The sequence below is a fragment of the Micromonospora sp. WMMD961 genome, assembly GCF_029626145.1.
In the GTDB taxonomy this organism is placed as follows: Bacteria; Actinomycetota; Actinomycetes; order Mycobacteriales; family Micromonosporaceae; genus Micromonospora.
This window is the reverse complement of record NZ_JARUBJ010000002.1, coordinates 6,181,284-6,202,576: the sequence shown is the minus strand read 5'-3', so window position 1 is coordinate 6,202,576 and position 21,293 is coordinate 6,181,284. Positions and strand designations below refer to the sequence as shown.

The following is a 21,293-nucleotide window of genomic DNA, read 5'->3' as shown; positions in this document are numbered from 1 at the left end:
CGAAGGGCGGTGCCGGAGGGGTTCGGGTGGGGGTGGGTGGTCGGGGCCGTGGCCACGGTTTGTCGCAGTGGCGGCCGGGTAGCCGCTGGCATGCTGGTTCAGCGGCTCGGCGCGCCGAGCGATTTCGACCCGTTACTGTCGCGCGTCCGGGACGCCCGGATGGTGATGATCGGCGAGTCCACCCACGGCAGTTACGACTACTACCGGTTGCGAGAGCAGCTCACCCGCCGGTTGATCGCGGAATGCGGCTTCTCCTTCGTCGCGGTGGAGGGTGACTGGCCGGACTGTGACCGGGTGCACCGATCGGTGACTGCCGCGCCGGGTGGTGCGCTCGAACCGCAGCTCGCGCTCGACGAGTTCGAGCGGTGGCCGACGTGGATGTGGGCCAACGCCGAGGTGAGCCGGTTCACCCGTTGGTTGCGGGCCTGGAACGTGGAGCGGCCGGAGGACCAACGGGCCGGGTTCCACGGGCTCGACGTGTACAGCCTCTGGGAGTCGATGCAGGCGATCTTCGACTACCTGGGGGAGGAGGACCCGAAGTCGCTGGAGGCGGCGCAGGACGCGTACCGCTGCTTCGAGCCGTACGGCAAGAGGGTCGAGGAGTACGGCGCGGCCTCCAGGTTCGTCTCCGCCCGGTGCGAGGAGGAGGTGGTCCGGCTCCTCGCGCGCACCCGCGAGCACGCCCTCTCCGACGGCCCGGATCGGTTCTCGGCCTGGCAGAACGCGGAGGTGGTGGCCGGCGCGGAGCGGTACTACCGGGCGATGGTGGCCGGCGGGCCGGACTCCTGGAACATCCGCGACACCCACATGCAGGACACCCTGGACCGGCTGCTGGACCGGTACGGACCGGACGCCCGGGGGATCGTCTGGGCGCACAACACGCACGTCGGGGATGCCCGGGCCACCGACATGGCCGCCGACGGAATGGTCAACATCGGACAGTTGGCCCGGGAACGGCACGGCGACGACGCGGTGGCGCTGATCGGCTTCGGTAGTTACCGGGGCACGGTGATCGCCGCTCCCCGCTGGGGTTCGCCGCCCGAGGCGATGGTGGTGCCGCCGGCCCGGGAGGGGTCGATCGAGCGGCGGTTGCACGAGCTGATGCCGGAGCGGGCGGTCCTCATCTTCGGTGGCGACGACCAGCCGGGTTGGGTCACCGACATCGCGGACCATCGGGCGATCGGGGTCGTCTACGACCCGTCGTTCGAGTCCTGGGGCAACTACGTGCCGACCCGCCTGGGTGACCGTTACGACGCCTTCATCTGGTGCGACGATACGACAGCCCTGCACCCGCTCCCGGTCCCGGCGGTTCCGGGCGAGATGGAGACCTACCCGGCGGGCGTCTGACGCAGTGCCCGATCGTGTCGATCATGGAGTTGTGCTGCTGGACGAATGCCTCCGATCGGGGCACTGCGGGCACCACAACTCCATGATCGACGGTGCGGGTGGGTCAGACGTGCGTCGGGGTGCGGTCCTCGATCTGGGCGCGTAGGCCCTCGCCCTCGATGTCCACGTTCGGCAGCGCGCGGTTCAGCCAGCGCGGGAGCCACCAGGCGCGGTCGCCGAGCAGTGACATCACCGCAGGGACGATGGTCATCCGGACCACGAACGCGTCGATGGCGACGCCGATGGCGAGTGCGAAGCCCATCGACTTGATTACCGGGTCCTCGAGGAAGACGAAGCCCCCGAAGACGGAGATCATGATCAGCGCGGCGGCGGTGACGACCCGTGCGCCGTGCCCCATGCCGCTGATGGTGGCCTGGCGGGCCGACTCACCGTGGACGAAGTCCTCTCGCATCCGGGACACCAGGAAGACCTCGTAGTCCATCGCGAGCCCGAACAGGATGCCGATGAGCAGGATCGGCAGGAAGCTGATCAGCGGGCCCGGCGTGTCCAGGCCGACCAGGTCGGCGAGGTGCCCCTGCTGGAAGACCGCCACCGTGATGCCGAACGTGGCGGCGACGGTGAGCAGGAAGCCCAGCGCGGCCTTGACCGGCACCAGCAGCGAGCGGAACACCAGCATCAGCAGCAGCACCGAGAGCCCGACCACCAGCAACAGGTAGACCGGTAGCGCGTCGGAGAGCTTCTCGGAGACGTCGATGCCGATCGCCGTGACGCCGGTGAGCAGTACGTCCGCGTCACGGATCCCGCCCACCGAGTCGCGGATGTCGTGCACCAGGGTCTCGGTGGCCTCGTCGGTCGGGCCGGTCTTCGGCACCACCCCGAGCAGCGCCGTCCGACCGTCCGGGCTGAGCTGCGGCGGGGCCACCGCGAGGACGTTCTCGGTGCGCTGCAGCAGCGCGGTCACCTGCGGCACGGCGGCCGAGGTGGCCTGCGGTGTGTCACCGGCGACGACCACCGCGAGCCGGCCGGTGAAGCCCGCTCCGAAGCCCTCGACGGTCAGGTCGTTCGCCACCCGGGCGGGTGAGCCGACGGCGGCCGTCGCGGCGCCCGGTAGGGCCAGCCGCATGTCCGGCGTCGGCAGCGCGAGCAGGCCCAGGCCGAGCAGACCGACCAGGATGACGGGTACGCGGAACCGGGTGACCATCCGCGCCCAGCGGAAGCCGAACGCGGACTGGTCCTCGGTCGCGGTCGGCCGGTCGCTGACATCCGCGCCGGTGTCCGGCGTGCCGTCGATGGCTGCAGTGCCGTCGGTGGCCGCAGTGCCGTCGGTGGCGACCGCCCGCAGGCGGCGGGGGAGTACCCGACGACCCGCGAAGCCGAGCAGCGCCGGCTGGAGGGTGATCGCGACGAGTACCGCGACGGTGACCGTGCCGGCGGCGGCGAGACCCATCACGGTGAGGAACGGGATGTTCACCACGGCAAGCCCGGCCAGTGCAATGACGACTGTGGCACCGGCGAAGACGACAGCGGAACCGGCGGTGCCCACCGCCCGGCCGACCGCCTCCTCGGGGGACAGGCCGTCGAGCAGGTTCTGCCGGTGCCGGGAGGTGATGAAAAGCGAGTAGTCGATGCCGACCGCGAGGCCGAGCATCAGCGCCAGGATCGGGGCGGTGCTGGTCAGTTGGATCGCCCCGCTGAGCGCGAAGAGGCCGGCCATCCCGACGCCCACGCCGATCAGCGCGTTGAGCATGGTCATGCCGGCGGCGACCAGGGAACCGAACGTGATGATCAGGACGATCGCGGCGACCAGTACGCCGAGTGCCTCGGTCGAGCCGATCTCGGGCTCGCCGCCGAGCACCTCGCCGCCCGGGGCGACCTGCCAACCCTGTGCCTTCGCCGCCGAGCCCACCTCCTCGTACGCGGTGCGCTGCGCGTCGGTCACCTCGTCCCCGCCGGTGGCGAACTGGACCTGGACCAGCGCGTACCGGCCGTTGGGTGTCACCGCGCCGACCTGGAACGGGTCGACGGCGCCGACCACGCCGGGCAGTGTGGAGGCCTGCTGGACCAGCTCCCGCACCACGGCCTGGCCCTGCGGGGTGGCCAGTTGGCCGTCGGCCGGTGCCTTGACCGTGATGGTCCCGGTCGCGCCGCTGGCGGCGGGGAACTGCTCGGCGAGCAGGTCGAGAGCGCGTTGGCTCTCGGTGCCGGGCATGGTGAAGTTGCTCGCCGTCGGGCCGCGCAGGGTCGCCGCGGCCAGGCCGGCGACGACGAGTACGACGAGCCAGAGCGCGACGACGAGCCGTCGCCGGCGCAACGCGCCCCGGCCGAGCCGGTAGAGCAGGGTGGCCATCAGGAGTCCTTGTCCTCGGTCGTGGGTGGTTGGGGCAGGGGAACGGCGACGGGCTCGACGGCCCGTCGGACGAGAGCGAGCAGGGCGGGACGCAGCTCGTCGTCGGGGATGTCCACGAACTCGGCGCACGCCTCGGAGATGCCGGCGAGTAGGACGAGCGCGGCGATCCGGGCACCCGGCCGGTCGGAGTGTCCGGCCAACGCGTCGCGTAGCCGGTCGGAGATCTCCTGGATGTGCGCGAAGGCCGGCTGGCAGAGCAGTTCCGGAAACTCGCCGCGAAGCACCGCGATCTCCCGCCGGAAACGGACCGCGAGGTCGACGAAGCCCTCTGCGGCGACCTCCTGGGCGGCCGCCCCGGTCAGGCCGGTGAGCCGGTCGTCGAGGTCCCGCAGCACCCCGATCGCTGGGGCCATCAGCTCGGCGAGCAGGGCTTCCTTGTTCGCGAAGTGGTAGAGCACTGTGGCCTTGGAACAGCCGACCTCACGGGCGATGTCCTGCAGCGAGGTGCCCCGGTAGCCGGTCACCGCGAACCGCCGCGCCGCTGCGGCGAGGATCTCGCCGTGCGTCTCGGACACCGCTCTGGCCATCACTGGTCCACCTCCGCGAACCAGCATGCCTGACCGATCGGTCAGATCCTGACCGATCGGTCAGACTGAAGCGGTGGCGTTCACCACACCACTGTCGGGTTTACCCGGCGTGCTCGGCGTCGTACCTGGTCCGCGCCTCGGCGATGGCCCGGCGGTGCCGCTCGGCCCAGCTGGTGAGCGCCACCAGCGACTCGTAGAGCTCCAGCGCCATCGGGGTGGCGGTGTACTCGACCTTGGGCGGGACGGTCGGATAGACGGTGCGGTGCAGCAGGCCGTCGCGTTCCAGGTTGCGCAGAGTCAGCGTGAGCATCCGCCGACTGATCCCCTCGACGTGCCGCTCCAGCTCGGTGAAGCGCACCGGGCCGTGCGAGGCGGACACCAGGATGCTGATGCTCCACTTGCCGCCGACCCGGTCGAGCACCTCGCGGACGGTGCAGGCGCGGGCCTGCCCCTCGGTGAACGGCACGTTCCCGGGTGCGCAGGTCAACTCGCCCTCGACCTGCGCGGACACGTCGCTGTTCCGCTGGGACACAACAGTGCCTCCTTCCGCTCCGGCTCATGGTCACAGAAGATGACCTCGGTAACAAACCGTGCACCAAGGAGAGGTTCCATGGACCGTGTCGTCCCGTCCCGCTGGCCCGCCGATCCGTCGGACCCGGACACGTCCAGCACCGACGACGATCGGCAGGTCCGGTTGACCGGCGGCACCGGGGCCGGGAGGGTGGTCGGGTGACCAAGGCTGACGAGACCCGGGACGGCGTGGCCCTGACCAACCTGGACCAGCCGCTGTCCGACCGCGACGACGCGACGAAGCGGGACCTGGTCGACTACCTCGACGCGGTCCACGACCGCATCCTTCCGCAGCTGCGGGGCCGGCCGCTGTCCGTGATCAGGGTCCGCCCCGGCCAGCCACCGTTCATGCAGAAGAACCTGCCCCGCTACACCCCGGACTGGGTCCGCCGTGCACCGGTGTGGGCGGAGGCGTCACACCGGGAGATCTCCTACGCCCTCTGCGACGACCGGCGCACCCTGCTCTGGTTCGCCAACCAGCGGGCGGTGGAGTACCACCCGACGCTGGCCACCGTGGCGGATCTGCACCGCCCGACCCACCTGATCCTCGACCTGGACCCGCCGGACGGCGACGGGTTCCGCGCGGCGGTCGACGCGGCCCTGCTGGTCCGCCAGGCGCTCGCCGACGCCGGCCTGGCCGGTGCGGTCAAGACCAGCGGAGCCAAGGGCGTGCACGTCTTCGTCCCGGTGGCCGACGGAGCCACGGCGGAGGAGATGGCCGCCGCTACCCGGGCCCTCGCCGTCCGGGCCGAGCGGCTCGACCCGGCGTTGGCCACTACGGCGTACATCAAGGAGGACCGGGGCGGCCGGGTCTTCGTGGACGCCACCCGTGCGGGCGGGGCGACGGTGGCCGCCGCGTACAGCCCTCGGCTGCGCCCCGGGATGCCGGTCTCGTTCCCGGTCGACTGGGCCGACCTGACCGAGGTGACCCCTGCCGACTTCACCATCCGGACCGCGCCGACGCTGCTCGCCGGCGCCGACCCGTGGGCTGCGTTGATGCCTGCCCCGCAGGCACTGTCCGCCGACCTGGTCGCCGAGGGTCGGACCATCCCGGTGGCCCGGGTGCAGGCCATGCACGAGGGGAAGCGCCGGGCCCGCGCCCGCCGCGAGGCCGGCTGACCAGGCTCGGCGGCCCCCCGCTCGCGCCCGGCGGGCGGCGGTTTGTCGGTGGGTTGTGGCACGATTTCCCAGGTGAGCAGCAAAGCCGACGCGACCCAGCGCCTCGCCGACCTGGCACGGCTGCGCCGGGTCCGGGACCGGATCGACCGGGAGTACGCACAGCCGCTGGACGTCGAGGCGCTGGCCCGTGGCGCGCACATGTCGGCGGGGCACCTCAGCCGTGAGTTCCGGCTCGCCTACGGCGAATCCCCCTACAGCTATCTCATGACGCGGCGCATCGAGCGGGCGATGGCCCTGCTGCGTCGTGGCGACCTGAGCGTCACCGACGTCTGTTTCACGGTCGGCTGTTCGTCGCTGGGCACCTTCAGCACCCGCTTCACCGAGTTGGTAGGCGTGCCGCCCAGCGTCTACCGGCGGCAGGCGGCGCAGGCGACGGCGGGGATTCCGTCGTGCGTGGAGAAGCAGGTGACCAGACCGGTCAGGAATCGAGAAGCGCGGGTCACGGCCCCGCAACTAGCGTGATCGCCATGGACATCACCATTCACTCGAGCTTCCTTCCGCACACCGATCCCGAGGCCTCGCTGGCCTTCTACCGGGACGTGCTCGGCTTCGAGGTCCGTCTCGACGTCGGGTACGAGGGGATGCGCTGGATCACCGTCGGGCCGGTCGGCCAGCCCAGCACGTCCATCGTCCTGCACCCGCCGGCCGCCAACCCGGGCATCACCGACGACGAGCGGCAGACCATCCTCGAGCTCATGGCCAAGGGCAGCTACTTCGGCGTCAACCTGGCCACCCCCGACCTGGACGCCACGTTCGCGAAGCTGGAGGCCAGCGACGCCGAGGTCGTGCAGGAGCCGACCGAGCAGCCGTACGGCGTGCGGGACTGCGCGTTCCGGGACCCGGCGGGCAACATGATCCGCATCCAGGAAGTGCGCTGAGTCATTCGCGCCCGAGAGATGGAGACACGATGAGCACGGCCTCCCAGCGGTCCGCGCCGCACGTCGCCGACAGCCACGACCTGATCCGTGTGCAGGGCGCGCGGGTCAACAACCTCAGGGACGTGAGCGTCGAGATCCCGAAGCGGCGGCTGACGGTGTTCACCGGTGTCTCCGGCTCCGGCAAGAGTTCGCTGGTCTTCGGCACCATCGCCGCCGAGTCGCAGCGGATGATCAACGAGACGTACAGCGCGTTCGTGCAGGGCTTCATGCCGACGCTGGCGCGGCCCGAGGTCGACCTGCTGGACGGTCTGACGACGGCGATCATCGTGGACCAGGAGCGGATGGGGGCCAACTCCCGGTCCACTGTGGGCACCGCCACCGACGCCAACGCGATGCTGCGCATTCTGTTCAGCCGGTTGGGGCAGCCGCAGATCGGCTCGCCCAACGCGTACTCCTTCAACGTCCCCTCGGTGAAGGCGACCGGTGCGATCACCGTCGACCGTGGCGCTGGCAAGACGAAGACCGAGAAGGCGACCTTCACCCGGCTCGGTGGCATGTGCCCGCGGTGTGAGGGAATGGGCGCGGTCACCGACATCGACCTGACCGCGCTCTACGACGACAGCCTCTCGCTCAACGAGGGCGCGATCACGATCCCGGGCTACAGCATGGAGGGCTGGTACGGCCGGATCTTCCGTGGCTGCGGTTACTTCGACCCGGACAAGCCGATCGGCAAGTACACCAAGCGGGAGCAGCACGACCTGCTCCACCGCGAGCCTACCAAGATCAAGGTCGACGGCATCAACCTGACGTACGCGGGCCTGATCCCGTCGATCCAGAAGTCCTTCCTCTCCAAGGACATCGACGCGTTGCAGCCACACATCCGCGCCTTCGTGGAGCGTGCGGTGACCTTCACGACCTGCCCCGAATGCGCCGGCACCCGGCTCAGCAAGGAGGCTCGGTCGTCGAAGATCAAGGGAAAGAACATCGCCGACGCGTGCGCGATGCAGATCAGCGACCTGGCCACCTGGGTACGCGAGATCAAGGAGCCGTCGGTGGCCCCGCTGCTGGCCGGGCTGCAGCACCTCCTCGACTCGTTCGAGGAGATCGGGCTGGGCTACCTGTCGCTCGACCGGCCGTCGGGCACCCTCTCCGGCGGCGAGGCGCAGCGCACCAAGATGATCCGCCACCTCGGCTCGTCGCTCACCGACGTCACCTACGTCTTCGACGAGCCGACGATCGGGCTGCACCCGCACGACATCCAGCGGATGAACAAGCTGCTGCTCCAGTTGCGCGACAAGGGCAACACCGTGCTGGTCGTGGAACACAAGCCCGAGGCCATCGCCATCGCCGACCACATCGTCGACCTCGGCCCGGGCGCGGGCACCGACGGCGGCACCGTCTGCTACGAGGGCAGCCTGGACGGCCTACGCGCCAGCGGCACCATCACCGGCCGTCACCTCGACGACCGGGCAGCCCTCAAGGAACAGGTCCGCACACCCACCGGCACACTGGAGATCCGCGGCGCGACGGCCAACAACCTGCGCGACGTCGACGTCGACGTGCCGCTCGGCGTGCTCGTCGTCGTGACAGGTGTCGCCGGCTCCGGCAAGAGTTCCCTGGTACGCGCGTCGATTCCGGCCGGTGCGGGGGTGGTGTCGATCGACCAGGGCGCGATCCGTGGCTCGCGGCGGAGCAACCCGGCCACGTACACCGGGCTGCTGGACCCGATCCGCAAGGCGTTCGCGAAGGCCAACGGGGTGAAGCCGGCGCTGTTCAGCGCCAACTCCGAGGGCGCGTGCCCGAGTTGCAACGGCGCCGGTGTCATCTACACCGACCTGGGGATGATGGCCGGTGTCGCCGCCCCCTGCGAGGACTGCGAAGGGAAGCGGTTCCAGGCGTCGGTGCTGGAATACCGGCTCGGCGGTCGCGACATCAGCGAGGTGCTCGCGATGTCCGTGACCGAGGCGGAGAAATTCTTCGGCGCGGGTGACGCCCGTACGCCGGCCGCGCACGCCATCCTCGACCGACTCGCCGACGTCGGGCTGGGTTACCTGAGCCTGGGGCAGCCGCTCACCACCCTGTCCGGCGGCGAGCGGCAACGACTCAAGCTGGCCACCCACATGGCCGAGAAGGGCGGCGTGTACGTCCTGGACGAGCCGACCACCGGTCTGCACCTGGCCGACGTCGAGCAGTTGCTCGGCCTGCTCGACCGCCTCGTCGACTCCGGCAAGTCGGTGATCGTCATCGAGCACCACCAGGCGGTCATGGCGCACGCCGACTGGATCATCGACCTCGGCCCGGGTGCCGGTCACGACGGTGGTCAGATCGTCTTCGAGGGCACTCCCGCCGACCTCGTGGCCGGCCGCTCCACCCTCACCGGCGAGCACCTGGCGACGTACGTCGGCCGGTGACGGCCTCCTGTCCCGGCTCGGTGGCTGGCTGGTGGTCGCCGCGGTTCAGCCGCGGCTGACCGCCTCCGGTTTCGGCGACTGGCTGTCAGGTTCTCCCCGCCGCCCTGGTCGTGAGGGCTCCGCAGGTAACGGCAACCAGCCCGAGGACGATCGTGGTCGGGGTGACGTACCCGGGCACCGACGAGGTGACGTACGACCCGCCGCCGCTGAGGTGGCACTCGAAGTGCAGCGGAAGGAAGCTGACGTCGTACCCGTCGACCATGCTTGCCACCCGCGGCCCGACCTCCCGGCAGGGTTCGATCGGGAAGGAGCCGGCTCCGCCGTCCTCCGCCCGCATCACCGCGTAGCCGAGGTGGAGCAGACCCCACGCGTACACGGCGACCGTCGCTGCGCCGACGAGGAGTGCTGCGGCCCTCAGCCGCCCCGACCTCCGGAACACCGCGCGCAGCCCACGAACGGTGAGGACCGTCGCGGTGACGGCTCCGCCCAGCGCGGCGAGGAGCAATCCGAGAAACAGCATGACGACAATATTGATCTTGCCGGGCAGCGGATGCAAAGAACCGGGCGCGGGGAGCCGACATGCTCCTGCGCCCGGTGAAGGATCTCGTGGTGCCCCCGGCCAGCAGCGCGCACCGATGAGGTTCTCGCGCAGCGCCCGTCTGTACGTATGAGATCGACCTACGAGAGGCTGGCATGATGCGGAAACTGACTTTCGGCATGAACGTGACCCTGGACGGCTACATCGCCGCGCCCGGCGACGACCTCGGCTGGAGTGGGGGTGAGGGACCGGACTCGTCGTCGAGCGACGAGCTGTTCCAGTGGTGGTCCGACCGGGTGGGGGCGACGGGCCTGGCGCTGTACGGGCGCAAGCTGTGGGAGGCGATGAGTTCCCGCTGGCCGACCGCCGACCAGCGGCCCGGCGCCACCCCGGCGGAGATCGAGTTCGCCCGCCGCTGGCGGGACATGCCGAAGGTGGTGTTCTCCTCGACGATCGACAAGGTCGACTCGAACACCCGTCTGGTCACCGGCGACGCGGTCGCCGAGATCACCCGGCTCAAGGCAGAGGCCGGCGGCCCGATGGACATCGTCGGCGCGACGCTCGCCGGGGCGGCCATGCGGGCCGGGCTGATCGACGAGTATGTGCTGGTCGCATACCCGGTCCTGGTGGGCGGCGGCACGCCGTTCTTCACGGACCTGGACAGCTGGGTGAACCTGAACCTGGTGGAGACGCGGACGTTTCCCGGCGGCGTGGTGCTGACCCGATACGAGACGAGGCGATGAGCACGGGCCAGTTGCTCGGTTCGTGAGGCCGGGTCGACATCCTTCCTGACGTTTCTTCAGGTATCACGATGCCCCGCCGGCAACGACGGCGGGGCGGTGGTGTTCGCGTTGTCGCGTTGGTGTTCGGCTGGTCGGGGTGCTCATTCCGCGGTGACGTCGGTGACGCCGGCCCGTGGCGCCGGACTCGTCGACGGCGGGGACTTGTCTGATCGCAGCATCGGGGGCAGGCCCAGCCATGGTTTGTCGGTGGCGTCGAATCCGGTGAGCTCGGCGATCTTCCCGTCGACGATGTGCAGGACCGCCATGGTGAACAACCGGTACTCCGGGTCGTCAGGGGTGCGGAGGTACAGCGCGGCGGCGGGCATGCGGTTGACCGTCGTGGCGATACAGCGCCAGTCGTCGTAGCCGGGCTGGAAGAGCCCACCGGAGACCCAGCCGTCCACCGCGTCCTTGGCCGTGACGACCGAGGTGCCCGCCTCGGGCAGCATCACGAAGCGCAGGTCGTCGCGGAGCAGGGACATCAGCCCGTCGAGGTCGTTGCGCTCATGGGCGTCGATGTACGACCTCACCACGCCGCGCTCGTCGCTCGACAGCTCGTGGGCGCCGGGGCTCCGCCAGTCGAGGCGTCGGTCGGGCAGCTGCTCGCGCATCGTCACGCGCGCCCGCTGTAGCGCGCTGGTCACCGATGCGATGGTCAGATCGAGGGCGTCGGCGGCCTTCGACGCCGGCCAGCCGACGACGTCGCGCAGGATGAACACCGCACGCTGCCGCGGCGGCAGGTGCTGGACGGCGACGATGAACGCCAGCTCGATCGTCTCCCGCGCCACCACCGATTCCTGCGGGTCCTCGGGGAGCATCCGGTCGGGGTACGGCTGCAGGTAGAGCACCTCGGAGCCGGGGTCCGACAGCCCGGACGGTACGGGTGTGCGGTCCGTGCGCTTCTTCAGGAAGTCAAGGCAGACGTTCGTCGCGATCCGGTACAGCCAGGTCCGCAGCGCAGCGTGGCCTTTGAACGACTCCCGCTTGTTCCACGCCCGCAGGAACGTCTCCTGCGTCATGTCCTGGGCGTCCTCGTAGTTCGCAAGCATCCGGTAGCAGTGCACCTGCAGCTCACGCCGGTGGCGCTCCGTGATGAGCGCAAACCGGGCCGTATCGCCTGAGCGAACCACCGCGATGAACGAGGCATCGTCAGTGCCCAGCGGTCTAGCGTCGGTCATGGCCACCAATCCTTCCACCGGTTCGAGAGGGCCACCAGAACCGACGACGTGGCGGAAGAATTCTGATCGGTGAAGCCGCCGACACCGGGCCGTTCGTCAGGGAGGATGGTCACCTCGACCGAGCCTGGCCGGGCTGCGGTCATACCGCCAGACACCGGGTAGCGGCGATCCCGGCGCGTCCCGCGCCCGTACGTCGAGCCAACGCGAGGATGCCCCCAGCCGCTCGGCCAGGGGCATCCTTGAACGTCTACTCGAGGGGCGAAACCTGGCCTCTGCGATCGGCCGTTCGCGCTGCGCGTGTGCAGTTCTGTGAGGTGCCCCCGGCAGGATTCGAACCTGCGCCCCCGCCTCCGGAGGGCGGTGCTCTATCCCCTGAGCTACGGGGGCTCAGCGACTGGAGAAGACTAGCAAACCTCCTCTAGGAACGCCGAATCGGTATCGGTGCCCCGATCGTGTCGTCGGGTACCCGCCGCCGCTCTGGCGCAGAGCCACCGTGCCAAAATCCGCTCAACTTCGGGGAAGGCTGCGAGCCGGCCGGTCAGGTGTTGCCCTCGGCCCAAGCCGGCGCGGTGCAGGCGACCATGCACCTGGCGGCGCCTGACCCCTGCTCACCGCCGATCGGCGGCGGCGATCAGCCCCAGGATGGCGGCGTAGGTCAGCCGCTCCAGCCGGGGGGCGAAGTCGACGACCGCGTGCCCGAGCCGGGGGTCCCGCAGGTATAGCGCGGCGAGGGTCTCGGGCGGGTGAGCGGCTTGCCACAGTGCGGCGGCGAGTGCCGTGACCGTCGTCACCAGGTCGCGGGCACCGTGCTGGCCGAGTGGGGGCAGCGCGCCGGCAGCCTGCGCGCTGATGTCGTCGACGGCGGCGAGCCCGGTGAGCTTGAAGGCGTGCACCGCCTCCGCGGAGACGTGCCGTTCGAGGTTGAGCGACACGTGGGAGAGTAGCTCGCAGAAGAGTGGGCGCTCGGCGAGGGTCGTCGCCAGGATCGCGGCGAGTCGTTCGGGGGCTACCTCGTGCGCGCCGTCGAGTTCCGCGCGTACCGCATCTGACCAGCTGCTCCAGCCCGCGGCGGTGAGGTGCAGGTAGATCTCTTCACGCGTCTCGAAGTAGCGGAGGATCGCGGACTTGTGGATGCCGACTTCAGTGGCGATATCGGTCAAGCTGACCGACCGTACGCCATCGCGGGCACCCAGCAGGCGGGCGGCGGCGAGGATCGCCTCCCGCCGCTGCTCCTTGTGCTCGGGGCGGCGCGCGCGCTGAAAGTCCCCCTCCGGTGTCGCCACCCCTGCAGGTTAGCGCAACAGCGTTCTCTGAGGGTGTTTACGCAACGCCGTTGCCTTGTTAGCGCAACGGTGTTGTGTTAACTTCGTCGGAGAGGGCACTCGGTGTGTCCTCCCGATGGCAGAGGAGTTCGGCAATGACGAAGGTATGGCTGGTGACGGGCAGCTCCCGCGGCCTCGGTCGGGCCGTGGCCCGGGAGGTGCTGGCTGCCGGGCACGACGTCGTGGCCACCGCGCGCGACGTGCGGGCCCTCGACGACCTGCGCGCGGAGTATCCGGACCACCTCCTCGTGCAGCCCCTGGACGTCACGGACCCGCAGCAGGCGCAGGCCGCTGTCGACGCCGCCGTCGCGCGCTTCGGGCGGCTCGACGTGGTCGTCAACAACGCCGGGTACGCGAACATGGCGACGATCGAGGAGGTGGAGCTGGACGACTTCCGGGCGCAGGTCGAGGCGGTGTTCTACGGGACCGTGCACGTGACAAAGGCGGCGTTGCCCGTGCTGCTGCGCCAGGGCGCCGGACACTTCATCCAGGTCACCTCGATCGGGGGACGCGACACCTCACCCGGAGTGTCGGCGTACCAGAGTGCGAAATTCGCGGTGGAGGGCTTTTCCGGGGTGCTGGAGAAGGAGGTATCCCCCCTCGGGATCAAGGTCACCATCGCCGAGCCGGGCCTCATGCGGACGGACTGGTCCGGGGCGTCCATGGTGGTGCATCCGTACTCGGCGAAGTACGAGCCGACGATGGGTCCGCTCGTGAAGTACCTCTCGGACATGCAGGGGCGGGAACCGATCGATCCGGCGCGGATCGCTCGGGTGTTCCTCGACGTCGTGGAGATGGAGCAGCCGCCGTTGCACCTCGTCCTCGGACGCGGCGCAGTCGACATGATCGCGCAGTCCACCTCGCGGCTCGCCGAGGAGGACGCCCGCTGGGCGGAGCTGGGTCGGTCCGTCGACTTCGACGACGCCGCCTGAACCGATCGCTCTCGTCGCGGAGGCGCGGGACCTCTGGGAGCCGGCCGGCATAAACGCAAACCGGCATGGGAGCCAACGTGTTCCTACGCCCGGGACGGTCTTTAGGTGCCCCTGGCAGGATCCGAACCTGCGCCCCCGCCTCCGGAGGGCGGTGCTCTGTCCCCTGAGCTGCGGGAGCTCAGTGACTGGAGAAGACAAGCAAACCTCCTCCGTGTACGCCGAGTCGGTATCGGGTGAGCCGATCGTGTCGACAACCGGCTCACCCGGTGCTCAGGCGGCCGCTATCGCCCGCCCGCAGCTGGGCAGCGGGTGCAGGACGATCCGACGCGGGAGCCGGCGCGGCCACTCGTTGCGGGGCCAGGAGCCGTCCACGATCAGGTGCACGGTGCGCTCCTCCTCGCCGCTGAGCCGCAGCACGAAGTCGCGGGGGAGCGGCGGGTCCACGGTCGGCGTGGTGATCATGAAGCGCACCCGACCGCGGGACGAGACCGCCGAGATCACGTCTGCTGCCGGCATGGTGCCGCGCAGGCGGACCCGGCCGATCCAGTAGACCTCGGCGAGGTGCTCCTGGGCGGCTCGGGTGATCGCCGGGTACTCGCTGCGAACCCACCGCTCCACCGCGCTGACGCAGAGCCCGCAGGCGCGCTCGCGCGGCTCGCGCGGACCCAACCCCCAGGCCCGCAGGTACGCCCCGACGGCGCCAGCGTCCAGCGGGAGGTCGAAGCGCCGCTGGATGAGCGCGGTGAGGCTCTGCCTCGTCCACAGCTCCTCGTCCAGGCCGAACTCGTCCGGGTGGACGCCCCGCAGTGTGTCGATCAGTTCGAGTTCCTGTTCGCGGCTGAGCATTCCCGGCTCGCCCTGCCGCTGTCCGCGACGGACGGCTGCCACCGCCCCGTCACCACCGATGGTGTGGCGTCGGCACCAACTGGTGACCGAACGCCGTGCGTCTCTGAGTGCAACCCCCACGTCTTGGGCAACGAGCCCGAATCGCAACTGGTCACGATATGTATGGAGAAAACTCTCTAAGTGACGTAATCGCCTGTGCCGCCCAGAAGCCCCATAAGGGACATGTTGGGATGCTTGGGGCAGTCTGCTTGCCGGCCCGCGCCTCGATCCACGCTGGTGTGGCTCTCGCGAAGTCGACGCTATCGGCCCCGGTAGGACGCGACCCGGGGCCACCGGGCGGTCGCAGTCAGCCCTTGGCCGCCTGCGCCTGGAGCTGCCGGAGGTTGTTCAGCTCGGTCTGCTGGGTGGCCTTCATGGTCTTGGCCACCCGCAGCACCTCGGCGTTGTCGGTCTCGCCGAGCACCGCGTCGATCATGTGGATGCCGCCCAGGTGGTGGGCGTACATCAGGCTCAGGAACTGCCGGTCGACCTCGATGCCCCGGGCGTCGCGCAGGGCGGCCATCTGCTCCGGGGTGGCCATCCCCGGCATCAGGCCGTCCTTGACGGTGGCGCCGTCGGACATCCACGACATCGGCGGCTGCGAGCCGGTCGGGCTCAGGTCCCACTCGCGTAGCCAGGTCTGCATGGCACCGATCTCGCCCTGTTGCCCGGTGGCGATGTCGACAGCGATCTGGCGCACCTCGGGGAGGGTGGCCGACCGGTACGCGACCAGGCTCATCTCCACCGCCTGCGCGTGGTGGGTCGTCATGTCCCGGGCGAAGCCCGCCTCGACCGACGAGTCACCGGGCCGGGTGAGTCGGGGAGTGAGCAGGCCGCCCGCGTACCCGAGGAGCAGCCCCACCACCACCATGATGGCGAGCGCCGGCACGCCGTAGCGCGCCGCCGGGGCCCGACCGCCCTCGTCCGGGGCGGTCGGGTTGTCGTCGTACTCGCTGTCGGTGGTGGTGGTGGGGGCGGTCATCGCGGTCCTTACTGGGTGGGCTGCTGCTGGAGCTCACGCGGCGTGGTGCCGGTGGCGGTGATGCCGGTGTTGCAGAGCGCCGTGGGGCCCTCGACGGAGGCGTTCACCCGCAGGTCCTTGATGAACTCGTCGATCCGCTTGTCGTCGGCGTTGTCGAGCTTGAGCTGGTAGCCCCAGGCCTGGAGCGAGATCGGCTTGTCCAGGCCCTCGTACGGGCTCATCAGCGTCTTCTCGACGCCGCGCACCTTGCTCGCGAGCTTCTCGACCTGGTCCTGCGGCAGGTCCGGGCGGTAGGTGATCCACACCGCGCCGTGCTCCAGGCTGTGCACCGCGTGCTCGCTGGCGATCGGAGCGTCGTAGACGTCGCCCATGCAGTTCTGCCAGGCGGCGTTGTGCACCCCGCCCACCGGCGGCGAGTAGTTCCAGGTCAGCGGCCCGGACTTGTGCGACTCGTACTTCAGGCTGTCCGGGTCGGACTTGCGGATGTTGACGATGCCGTCGATGGCGTTGGCCCGCTTGTCCCACGGCTTGGAGCCCTGGAACGACGCCCAGGCGCCGTACCCGATGATGCCGGCCGCGAGCACACCCACCGCGACGAAGAGCGCGATCGGACCCCAGGCCCGACCCTGGCTCACCTTGACCGGGGTGATCGGCTTGCGCGGGCCCTTGCCCCCTGCCCGGGGCGTGCCTGACGGCTTACCCGCCGGCTTGCCGGAACCGGCCTTGGCGCCGGACGCCGGCCGGCCCGCGGCCGGCTTCTTGCCGGTGCTGACCACGGTCGGGCGGCGCTCAGGGCCACCCGGGGTGCTGATGCTCATCGTGCCTCGTCAAGTCGGTCGGTCAGGGGAGTGGCGGGCCGGATGACGCGCAGGGGAGCCGCCGAGTGCCCGAGTCTACCCCCGATAACATGGTTGGGTGACTCCTGCAGAACTAGCCTCGGTCGTCCTTACCGCCGCCCACGCCGTCTTCGAGCAGCGTGGGCTGGACCGCGCCGCGTTGCCGGCGAGCACGGTGGTGGAGCGACCGCGCAACCCCGAGCACGGCGACTACGCCTCGACGCTCGCGCTGCAGTTGAGCAAGAAGGTCGGTGTTCCGCCGCGGGAGTTGGCGACCGCGCTGGCCGACGAACTGGGCCGGGCGGAGGGTGTCAAATCGGTGGAAATCGCCGGGCCGGGCTTCCTGAACATCCGGCTCGACGCGGCCGCCGCCGGTCAGCTCGCCCGGGTGATCGTCGAGGCCGGCGCGGAGTACGGCCGCAGCGACCGACTCGCCGGCGAGAAGATCAATCTGGAGTTCGTCTCGGCCAACCCGACCGGCCCGGTGCACATCGGCGGGGTTCGCTGGGCGGCCGTCGGTGACGCGCTGAGCCGGCTGCTGCGGGCCACCGGCGCCGACGTCGGCACGGAGTACTACTTCAACGACGCCGGGTCGCAGATCGACCGCTTCGCCCGGTCGCTGCTGGCCGCCGCCAAGGGCGAGCCGGCGCCGGAGGACGGCTACGGCGGCGCGTACATCGCCGAGATCGCCACCGAGGTGCAGGCCCGCCGGCCGGAGGTGCGCTCGCTCGACGACGACGCCGCGCAGGAGGTGTTCCGGGTCGAGGGCGTCGCGCTGATGTTCGACGAGATCCGTTCCTCGCTGCGGGACTTCGGGGTGGAGTTCGACACCTACTTCAACGAGAAGGACCTGCACGACCGGGGTGAACTCGACCTGGCGTTGAACCGGCTGCGCGCACAGGGGCACCTCTACGAGTCCGACGGCGCGACCTGGCTGCGCACCACCGACTTCGGTGACGACAAGGACCGGGTGCTGCGTAAGTCCAACGGCGAGTGGACGTACTTCGCCGCGGACTGCGCCTACTACCTGGACAAGCGGGAGCGCGGCTTCGAGCGGGTCGTGATCATGCTGGGTGCCGACCACCACGGCTACATCGGCCGGATGAAGGCGATGGCCGCCTGCTTCGGCGACGACCCGGAACGCAACCTGGAGATCCTCATCGGGCAGCTGGTCAACCTGCTGCGCGACGGCGCCCCGATGCGGATGAGCAAGCGGGCCGGCACGGTGATCACGCTGGAGGACCTGGTCGAGGCGATCGGCGTGGACGCCTCCCGGTACGCGCTGGCCCGCTACTCCAGCGACTCCCCGATCGACATCGACATCGAGCTGTGGACCCGAGCGACCCGCGACAACCCGGTCTACTACGTGCAGTACGTCGCCGCCCGGACGGCGGGCGTGGCCCGCAACGCCGCCGAGGTGGGGCTGGTCCCGGGTGACGCCGACGCGTTCCGTCCCGAGCTGCTCGACCACGAGAAGGAGAACGAGCTGCTCAAGGCGCTCGCCGAGTTCCCCGCGGTGGTGGCCACGGCCGCCGAGCTGCGGGAGCCGCACCGGGTGGCCCGCTACCTGGAGGAGAGCGTGGCCGCCTCCTACCACCGCTTCTACGACAACTGTCGGGTGCTGCCGCTGGGTGACGAGGACGTCACCGACCTGCACCGCGCCCGGCTGTGGCTCAACAACGCCACCCGCACGGTGATCGCCAACGGCCTGCACCTGCTCGGCGTCTCCGCTCCCGAGAGGATGTGACATGCGGGCTCACGAGGCTGGTGCGCTGCACGCGGACATCAGCAACCAGGGGCCGGCGTGGCTGCGTACCCCGGAGGACGTGAACGCCCTGATGCCGGCGCTGTGGCCACGCAGCGTGACGCGCGGCGCCGACGGCGCGGTCGCCGTCGCGGGCCTGAGCGTCCGCGACATCGCGGCCGAGTTCGGCACCCCGGTGTACGTCCTCGACGAGGACGACCTGCGTTCGCGCTGCCGCGACTTCCGGGCGGCCTTCCCGACCGAGGACGTCTTCTACGCGGGCAAGGCGTTCCTCTGCCGCGCGGTGGTCCGGATGATCGCCGAGGAGGGGCTGCACCTGGACATCTGCACCGGTGGTGAGCTGGCCACCGCGCTGTCGGCCGGGATGCCGCCGGAGCGGATCGGCTTCCACGGCAACAACAAGTCGGTCGCCGAGTTGGGTCGGGCGCTGGACGCCGGGGTGGGCCGGATCATCGTCGACTCGTTCACCGAGATCGACCGGCTCACCGCGCTGGCCCGCGAGCGGGGGGTGCGGCCCCGGGTGCTGGTCCGGGTGACGGTGGGCGTCGAGGCGCACACCCACGAGTTCATCGCCACCGCCCACGAGGACCAGAAGTTCGGCTTCTCCCTCGCGGGCGGTGCCGCCGCGAACGCCGCCTTCAAGATCCTCGACGAAGGCGTGCTGGAGCTGCGCGGCCTGCACTCGCACATCGGTTCGCAGATCTTCGACGCCAGCGGCTTCGAGGTCTCGGCCCGCCGGGTGCTCGCCCTGCAGGCGCAGATCCGCGACGCGCGCGGGGTGGAGCTGCCCGAGCTGGACCTCGGCGGCGGCTTCGGCATCGCGTACACCTCCCAGGACGACCCGGCCACACCGCAGGATCTGGCCAAGCGGCTTCGCAAGATCGTCGACTCGGAGTGCGCGGCGGAGAACCTGGCCGTGCCGCACCTGTCGATCGAGCCGGGCCGGGCCATCGTCGGGCCGGCCGTGTTCACCCTCTACGAGGTCGGCACTGTCAAGGACCTCGACGGCATCCGGACGTACGTCAGCGTCGACGGCGGCATGAGCGACAACATCCGCACCGCCCTGTACGACGCGTCCTACTCGGCGACGCTGGCCTCGCGTGCCTCCGGCGCGCAGCCGATGCTTGCCCGCGTGGTGGGAAAGCACTGTGAGTCCGGGGACATCGTGGTGAAGGATGAATTCCTGCCCGCCGACGTGCAGCCCGGAGATCTTGTCGCGGTGCCCGGCACCGGTGCGTACTGCCGGAGCATGGCCAGCAACTACAACCACGTACCGCGTCCACCGGTGGTCGCGGTACGCGACGGCCAGGCACGCCTGATCGTCCGGCGGGAAACCGAAGAGGACCTGCTCGCATTGGATGTTGGATGACGTCACCTGTGCGCTTGGCGCTGCTCGGCTGCGGCACTGTCGGCCAGGAGGTGGTCCGCCTGCTGCACGAGCAGTCGGCCGACCTGGCCGCGCGGATCGGCGCTCCGCTGGAGATCGCCGGCATCGCCGTGCGTCGGCTCGGCCGCGACCGCGGTGACCTGCCGGTCGACGAGGACCTGTTGACCACCGACGCGCTCGGCCTGATCAAGCGCGACGACGTGGACGTGGTGGTCGAGGTGGTCGGCGGCATCGAGCCGGCCCGCGGCTGGCTGGTCGAGGCGCTGCGCGCCGGCAAGAGCGTGGTCACCGCCAACAAGGCGCTGCTCGCCGAGGACGGCGTGGCCCTGCACGAGGCGGCGGCCGAGGGCGGCGGCGACCTCTACTACGAGGCGTCCGTGGCCGGGGCCATCCCGCTGCTGCGCCCGCTGCGCGAGTCGCTGCACGGGGATCGGATCAACCGGGTCACCGGCATCGTCAACGGCACCACCAACTTCATCCTCTCCGCGATGGACGCGACCGGCGCCGGCTTCGCCGAGGCCCTGGAAGAGGCAACCGCACTGGGGTACGCGGAGGCCGACCCGACCGCCGACGTCGAGGGCTTCGACGCGGCGGCGAAGGCGGCGATCCTCGCCTCGCTGGCGTTTCACACCCGGGTCGGCGCGGCCGACGTGCACCGGGAGGGCATCACCGAGGTGACCGCCGCGGACATGGCCAGCGCCCAGGCGATGGGCTGCACGATCAAGCTGCTCTGCATCGCGGCCCGGGGCGTCGACCCCGCCGGCCGGGAGACCGTCAGCGTCCGGGTGCACCCGGCGATGATCCCGCGCAGCCACCCGCTGGCCAGCGTGGGTGACGCGTTCAACGCGGTCTTCGTGGAGGCGGACGCCGCCGGGCAGCTGATGTTCTACGGCCGGGGCGCCGGGGGCGCGCCGACCGCGAGCGCGGTGCTCGGTGACGTGGTCGCGGTGTCCCGCAACCGGCTCGCCGGGGTGCGCGCGGCCAGCGAGAGCGCGTACGCGGACCTGTCGGTACGACCGATGGGCGAGGCGTTGACCCGCTACCACGTCAGCCTCGACGTGGCCGACCGCCCGGGTGTGCTGGCCTCGGTGGCGGGCGTGTTCGCCCGGCACGACGTCTCGATCGCGACCGTCCGGCAGGGCTCCGCGGGTGGGGCTCCCGGCCGCGACGGCGACGCGGAGCTGGTCATCGTCACCCATGTGGCACCGGACGCCGCGCTCGCCGCGACCGTGGGCGAGCTGCGCGGTCTGGACATTGTCCGGTCGGTGACCAGTGTGCTGCGGGTCGAGGGCGGCGCCTGAGTCGTTGGACCATCGACGGGACGGCTCGCGCGTCCCGCCAGTTGGGTAAGCCGGGGTGTGCCATCG

General features: G+C 70.5%; 20 protein-coding genes and 2 tRNA genes. 11 read left to right on the top strand and 11 right to left on the bottom strand.

Annotated features, from left to right (window positions below; all coding sequences use genetic code 11):
* The first annotated feature begins 90 nt into the window (after window positions 1–90).
* The gene (locus O7614_RS28260) at window positions 91–1,347 is read left to right on the top strand and encodes an erythromycin esterase family protein (protein WP_278141443.1); all 1,257 of its coding nucleotides are present in this window, start codon (window positions 91–93) and stop codon (window positions 1,345–1,347) included.
* Between the two features lie 103 nt (window positions 1,348–1,450).
* Here O7614_RS28260 and O7614_RS28255 read toward each other — a convergent pair whose 3' ends face one another.
* From O7614_RS28255 to O7614_RS28245, 3 genes are all read right to left on the bottom strand, one after another.
* Entirely contained in the window at window positions 1,451–3,694 is a 2,244-nt protein-coding gene (locus O7614_RS28255; RefSeq protein WP_278141442.1) for an MMPL family transporter, read from the bottom strand.
* Window positions 3,694–4,281 carry a TetR/AcrR family transcriptional regulator gene (locus O7614_RS28250; RefSeq protein WP_278141441.1) on the bottom strand — a complete coding sequence of 196 codons (588 nt, stop codon included), beginning with the start codon at window positions 4,279–4,281 and terminating at the stop codon, window positions 3,694–3,696. Before O7614_RS28250 ends, O7614_RS28255 begins: the two co-directional genes overlap by 1 nt.
* Before the next feature lie 100 nt (window positions 4,282–4,381).
* Window positions 4,382–4,768 carry a helix-turn-helix domain-containing protein gene (locus O7614_RS28245; RefSeq protein ID WP_278142410.1) on the bottom strand — a complete coding sequence of 129 codons (387 nt, stop codon included), beginning with the start codon at window positions 4,766–4,768 and terminating at the stop codon, window positions 4,382–4,384.
* Between the two features lie 123 nt (window positions 4,769–4,891).
* On the opposite strand from O7614_RS28245, the gene O7614_RS28240 reads away from it, so the two are divergent.
* The 5 genes from O7614_RS28240 to O7614_RS28220 all read left to right on the top strand — a co-directional run bounded on the left by O7614_RS28240 (window position 4,892) and on the right by O7614_RS28220 (window position 9,319).
* Window positions 4,892–5,014, top strand: a complete 123-nt coding sequence (locus tag O7614_RS28240) for a hypothetical protein (RefSeq protein ID WP_278141440.1) — start codon at window positions 4,892–4,894, stop codon at window positions 5,012–5,014.
* A complete protein-coding gene (locus tag O7614_RS28235) occupies window positions 5,011–5,970 on the top strand; it encodes an ATP-dependent DNA ligase (protein WP_278141439.1) in 960 nt (319 codons plus the stop codon). The genes O7614_RS28240 and O7614_RS28235 overlap by 4 nt, the downstream gene beginning before the upstream one ends.
* 72 nt (window positions 5,971–6,042) lie before the next feature.
* On the top strand, window positions 6,043–6,492 hold the full coding sequence (locus tag O7614_RS28230; protein ID WP_278141438.1) for a helix-turn-helix transcriptional regulator: 450 nt from the start codon (window positions 6,043–6,045) through the stop codon (window positions 6,490–6,492).
* A gap of 5 nt (window positions 6,493–6,497) precedes the next feature.
* On the top strand, window positions 6,498–6,908 hold the full coding sequence (locus O7614_RS28225) for a VOC family protein (RefSeq protein WP_278141437.1): 411 nt from the start codon (window positions 6,498–6,500) through the stop codon (window positions 6,906–6,908).
* A 29-nt stretch (window positions 6,909–6,937) separates the two neighbouring features.
* Window positions 6,938–9,319: an excinuclease ABC subunit UvrA gene (locus O7614_RS28220; protein ID WP_278141436.1), complete on the top strand. Its 2,382-nt coding sequence runs from the start codon at window positions 6,938–6,940 to the stop codon at window positions 9,317–9,319.
* A gap of 85 nt (window positions 9,320–9,404) precedes the next feature.
* Here O7614_RS28220 and O7614_RS28215 read toward each other — a convergent pair whose 3' ends face one another.
* Entirely contained in the window at window positions 9,405–9,839 is a 435-nt protein-coding gene (locus O7614_RS28215) for a hypothetical protein (protein ID WP_278141435.1), read from the bottom strand.
* A 176-nt stretch (window positions 9,840–10,015) separates the two neighbouring features.
* Here O7614_RS28215 and O7614_RS28210 point away from each other — a divergent pair, with 176 nt between their 5' ends.
* On the top strand, window positions 10,016–10,600 hold the full coding sequence (locus tag O7614_RS28210; protein ID WP_278141434.1) for a dihydrofolate reductase family protein: 585 nt from the start codon (window positions 10,016–10,018) through the stop codon (window positions 10,598–10,600).
* Between the two features lie 140 nt (window positions 10,601–10,740).
* On the opposite strand, the gene O7614_RS28205 is transcribed toward O7614_RS28210, so the two are convergent.
* The 3 genes from O7614_RS28205 to O7614_RS28195 form a co-directional block, all read right to left on the bottom strand.
* Window positions 10,741–11,817 (bottom strand): RNA polymerase subunit sigma-70, encoded by a 1,077-nt coding sequence (locus tag O7614_RS28205; RefSeq protein WP_278141433.1) that lies wholly within the window; start codon window positions 11,815–11,817, stop codon window positions 10,741–10,743.
* A gap of 315 nt (window positions 11,818–12,132) precedes the next feature.
* A tRNA-Arg gene (locus O7614_RS28200) sits at window positions 12,133–12,204 on the bottom strand.
* 221 nt (window positions 12,205–12,425) lie between these two features.
* Window positions 12,426–13,100 carry a TetR family transcriptional regulator gene (locus tag O7614_RS28195; protein WP_278141432.1) on the bottom strand — a complete coding sequence of 225 codons (675 nt, stop codon included), beginning with the start codon at window positions 13,098–13,100 and terminating at the stop codon, window positions 12,426–12,428.
* A 134-nt stretch (window positions 13,101–13,234) separates the two neighbouring features.
* Between O7614_RS28195 and O7614_RS28190 the strand changes: the two genes are divergently transcribed.
* Entirely contained in the window at window positions 13,235–14,071 is an 837-nt protein-coding gene (locus tag O7614_RS28190) for an SDR family NAD(P)-dependent oxidoreductase (RefSeq protein WP_278141431.1), read from the top strand.
* Between the two features lie 106 nt (window positions 14,072–14,177).
* Here O7614_RS28190 and O7614_RS28185 read toward each other — a convergent pair.
* The 4 genes from O7614_RS28185 to O7614_RS28170 all read right to left on the bottom strand — a co-directional run bounded on the left by O7614_RS28185 (window position 14,178) and on the right by O7614_RS28170 (window position 16,756).
* Window positions 14,178–14,249, bottom strand: a tRNA-Arg gene (locus tag O7614_RS28185).
* Between the two features lie 92 nt (window positions 14,250–14,341).
* Window positions 14,342–15,037 (bottom strand): winged helix-turn-helix domain-containing protein, encoded by a 696-nt coding sequence (locus O7614_RS28180; protein WP_278142409.1) that lies wholly within the window; start codon window positions 15,035–15,037, stop codon window positions 14,342–14,344.
* 226 nt (window positions 15,038–15,263) lie between these two features.
* Window positions 15,264–15,938: a DUF305 domain-containing protein gene (locus O7614_RS28175; protein ID WP_278141430.1), complete on the bottom strand. Its 675-nt coding sequence runs from the start codon at window positions 15,936–15,938 to the stop codon at window positions 15,264–15,266.
* A gap of 8 nt (window positions 15,939–15,946) precedes the next feature.
* The gene (locus O7614_RS28170) at window positions 15,947–16,756 is read right to left on the bottom strand and encodes a DUF3105 domain-containing protein (protein WP_278141429.1); all 810 of its coding nucleotides are present in this window, start codon (window positions 16,754–16,756) and stop codon (window positions 15,947–15,949) included.
* Between the two features lie 97 nt (window positions 16,757–16,853).
* On the opposite strand from O7614_RS28170, the gene argS reads away from it, so the two are divergent.
* The 3 genes from argS to O7614_RS28155 are packed head-to-tail and all read left to right on the top strand — an operon-like array spanning window position 16,854 to window position 21,227.
* Window positions 16,854–18,521: an arginine--tRNA ligase gene (argS, locus tag O7614_RS28165; protein ID WP_278141428.1), complete on the top strand. Its 1,668-nt coding sequence runs from the start codon at window positions 16,854–16,856 to the stop codon at window positions 18,519–18,521.
* Window position 18,522: 1 nt separating this feature from the next.
* Window positions 18,523–19,908: a diaminopimelate decarboxylase gene (gene lysA / locus O7614_RS28160; protein WP_278141427.1), complete on the top strand. Its 1,386-nt coding sequence runs from the start codon at window positions 18,523–18,525 to the stop codon at window positions 19,906–19,908.
* 8 nt (window positions 19,909–19,916) lie between these two features.
* Window positions 19,917–21,227 carry a homoserine dehydrogenase gene (locus O7614_RS28155; protein ID WP_278142408.1) on the top strand — a complete coding sequence of 437 codons (1,311 nt, stop codon included), beginning with the start codon at window positions 19,917–19,919 and terminating at the stop codon, window positions 21,225–21,227.
* Window positions 21,228–21,293 lie beyond the last annotated feature (66 nt).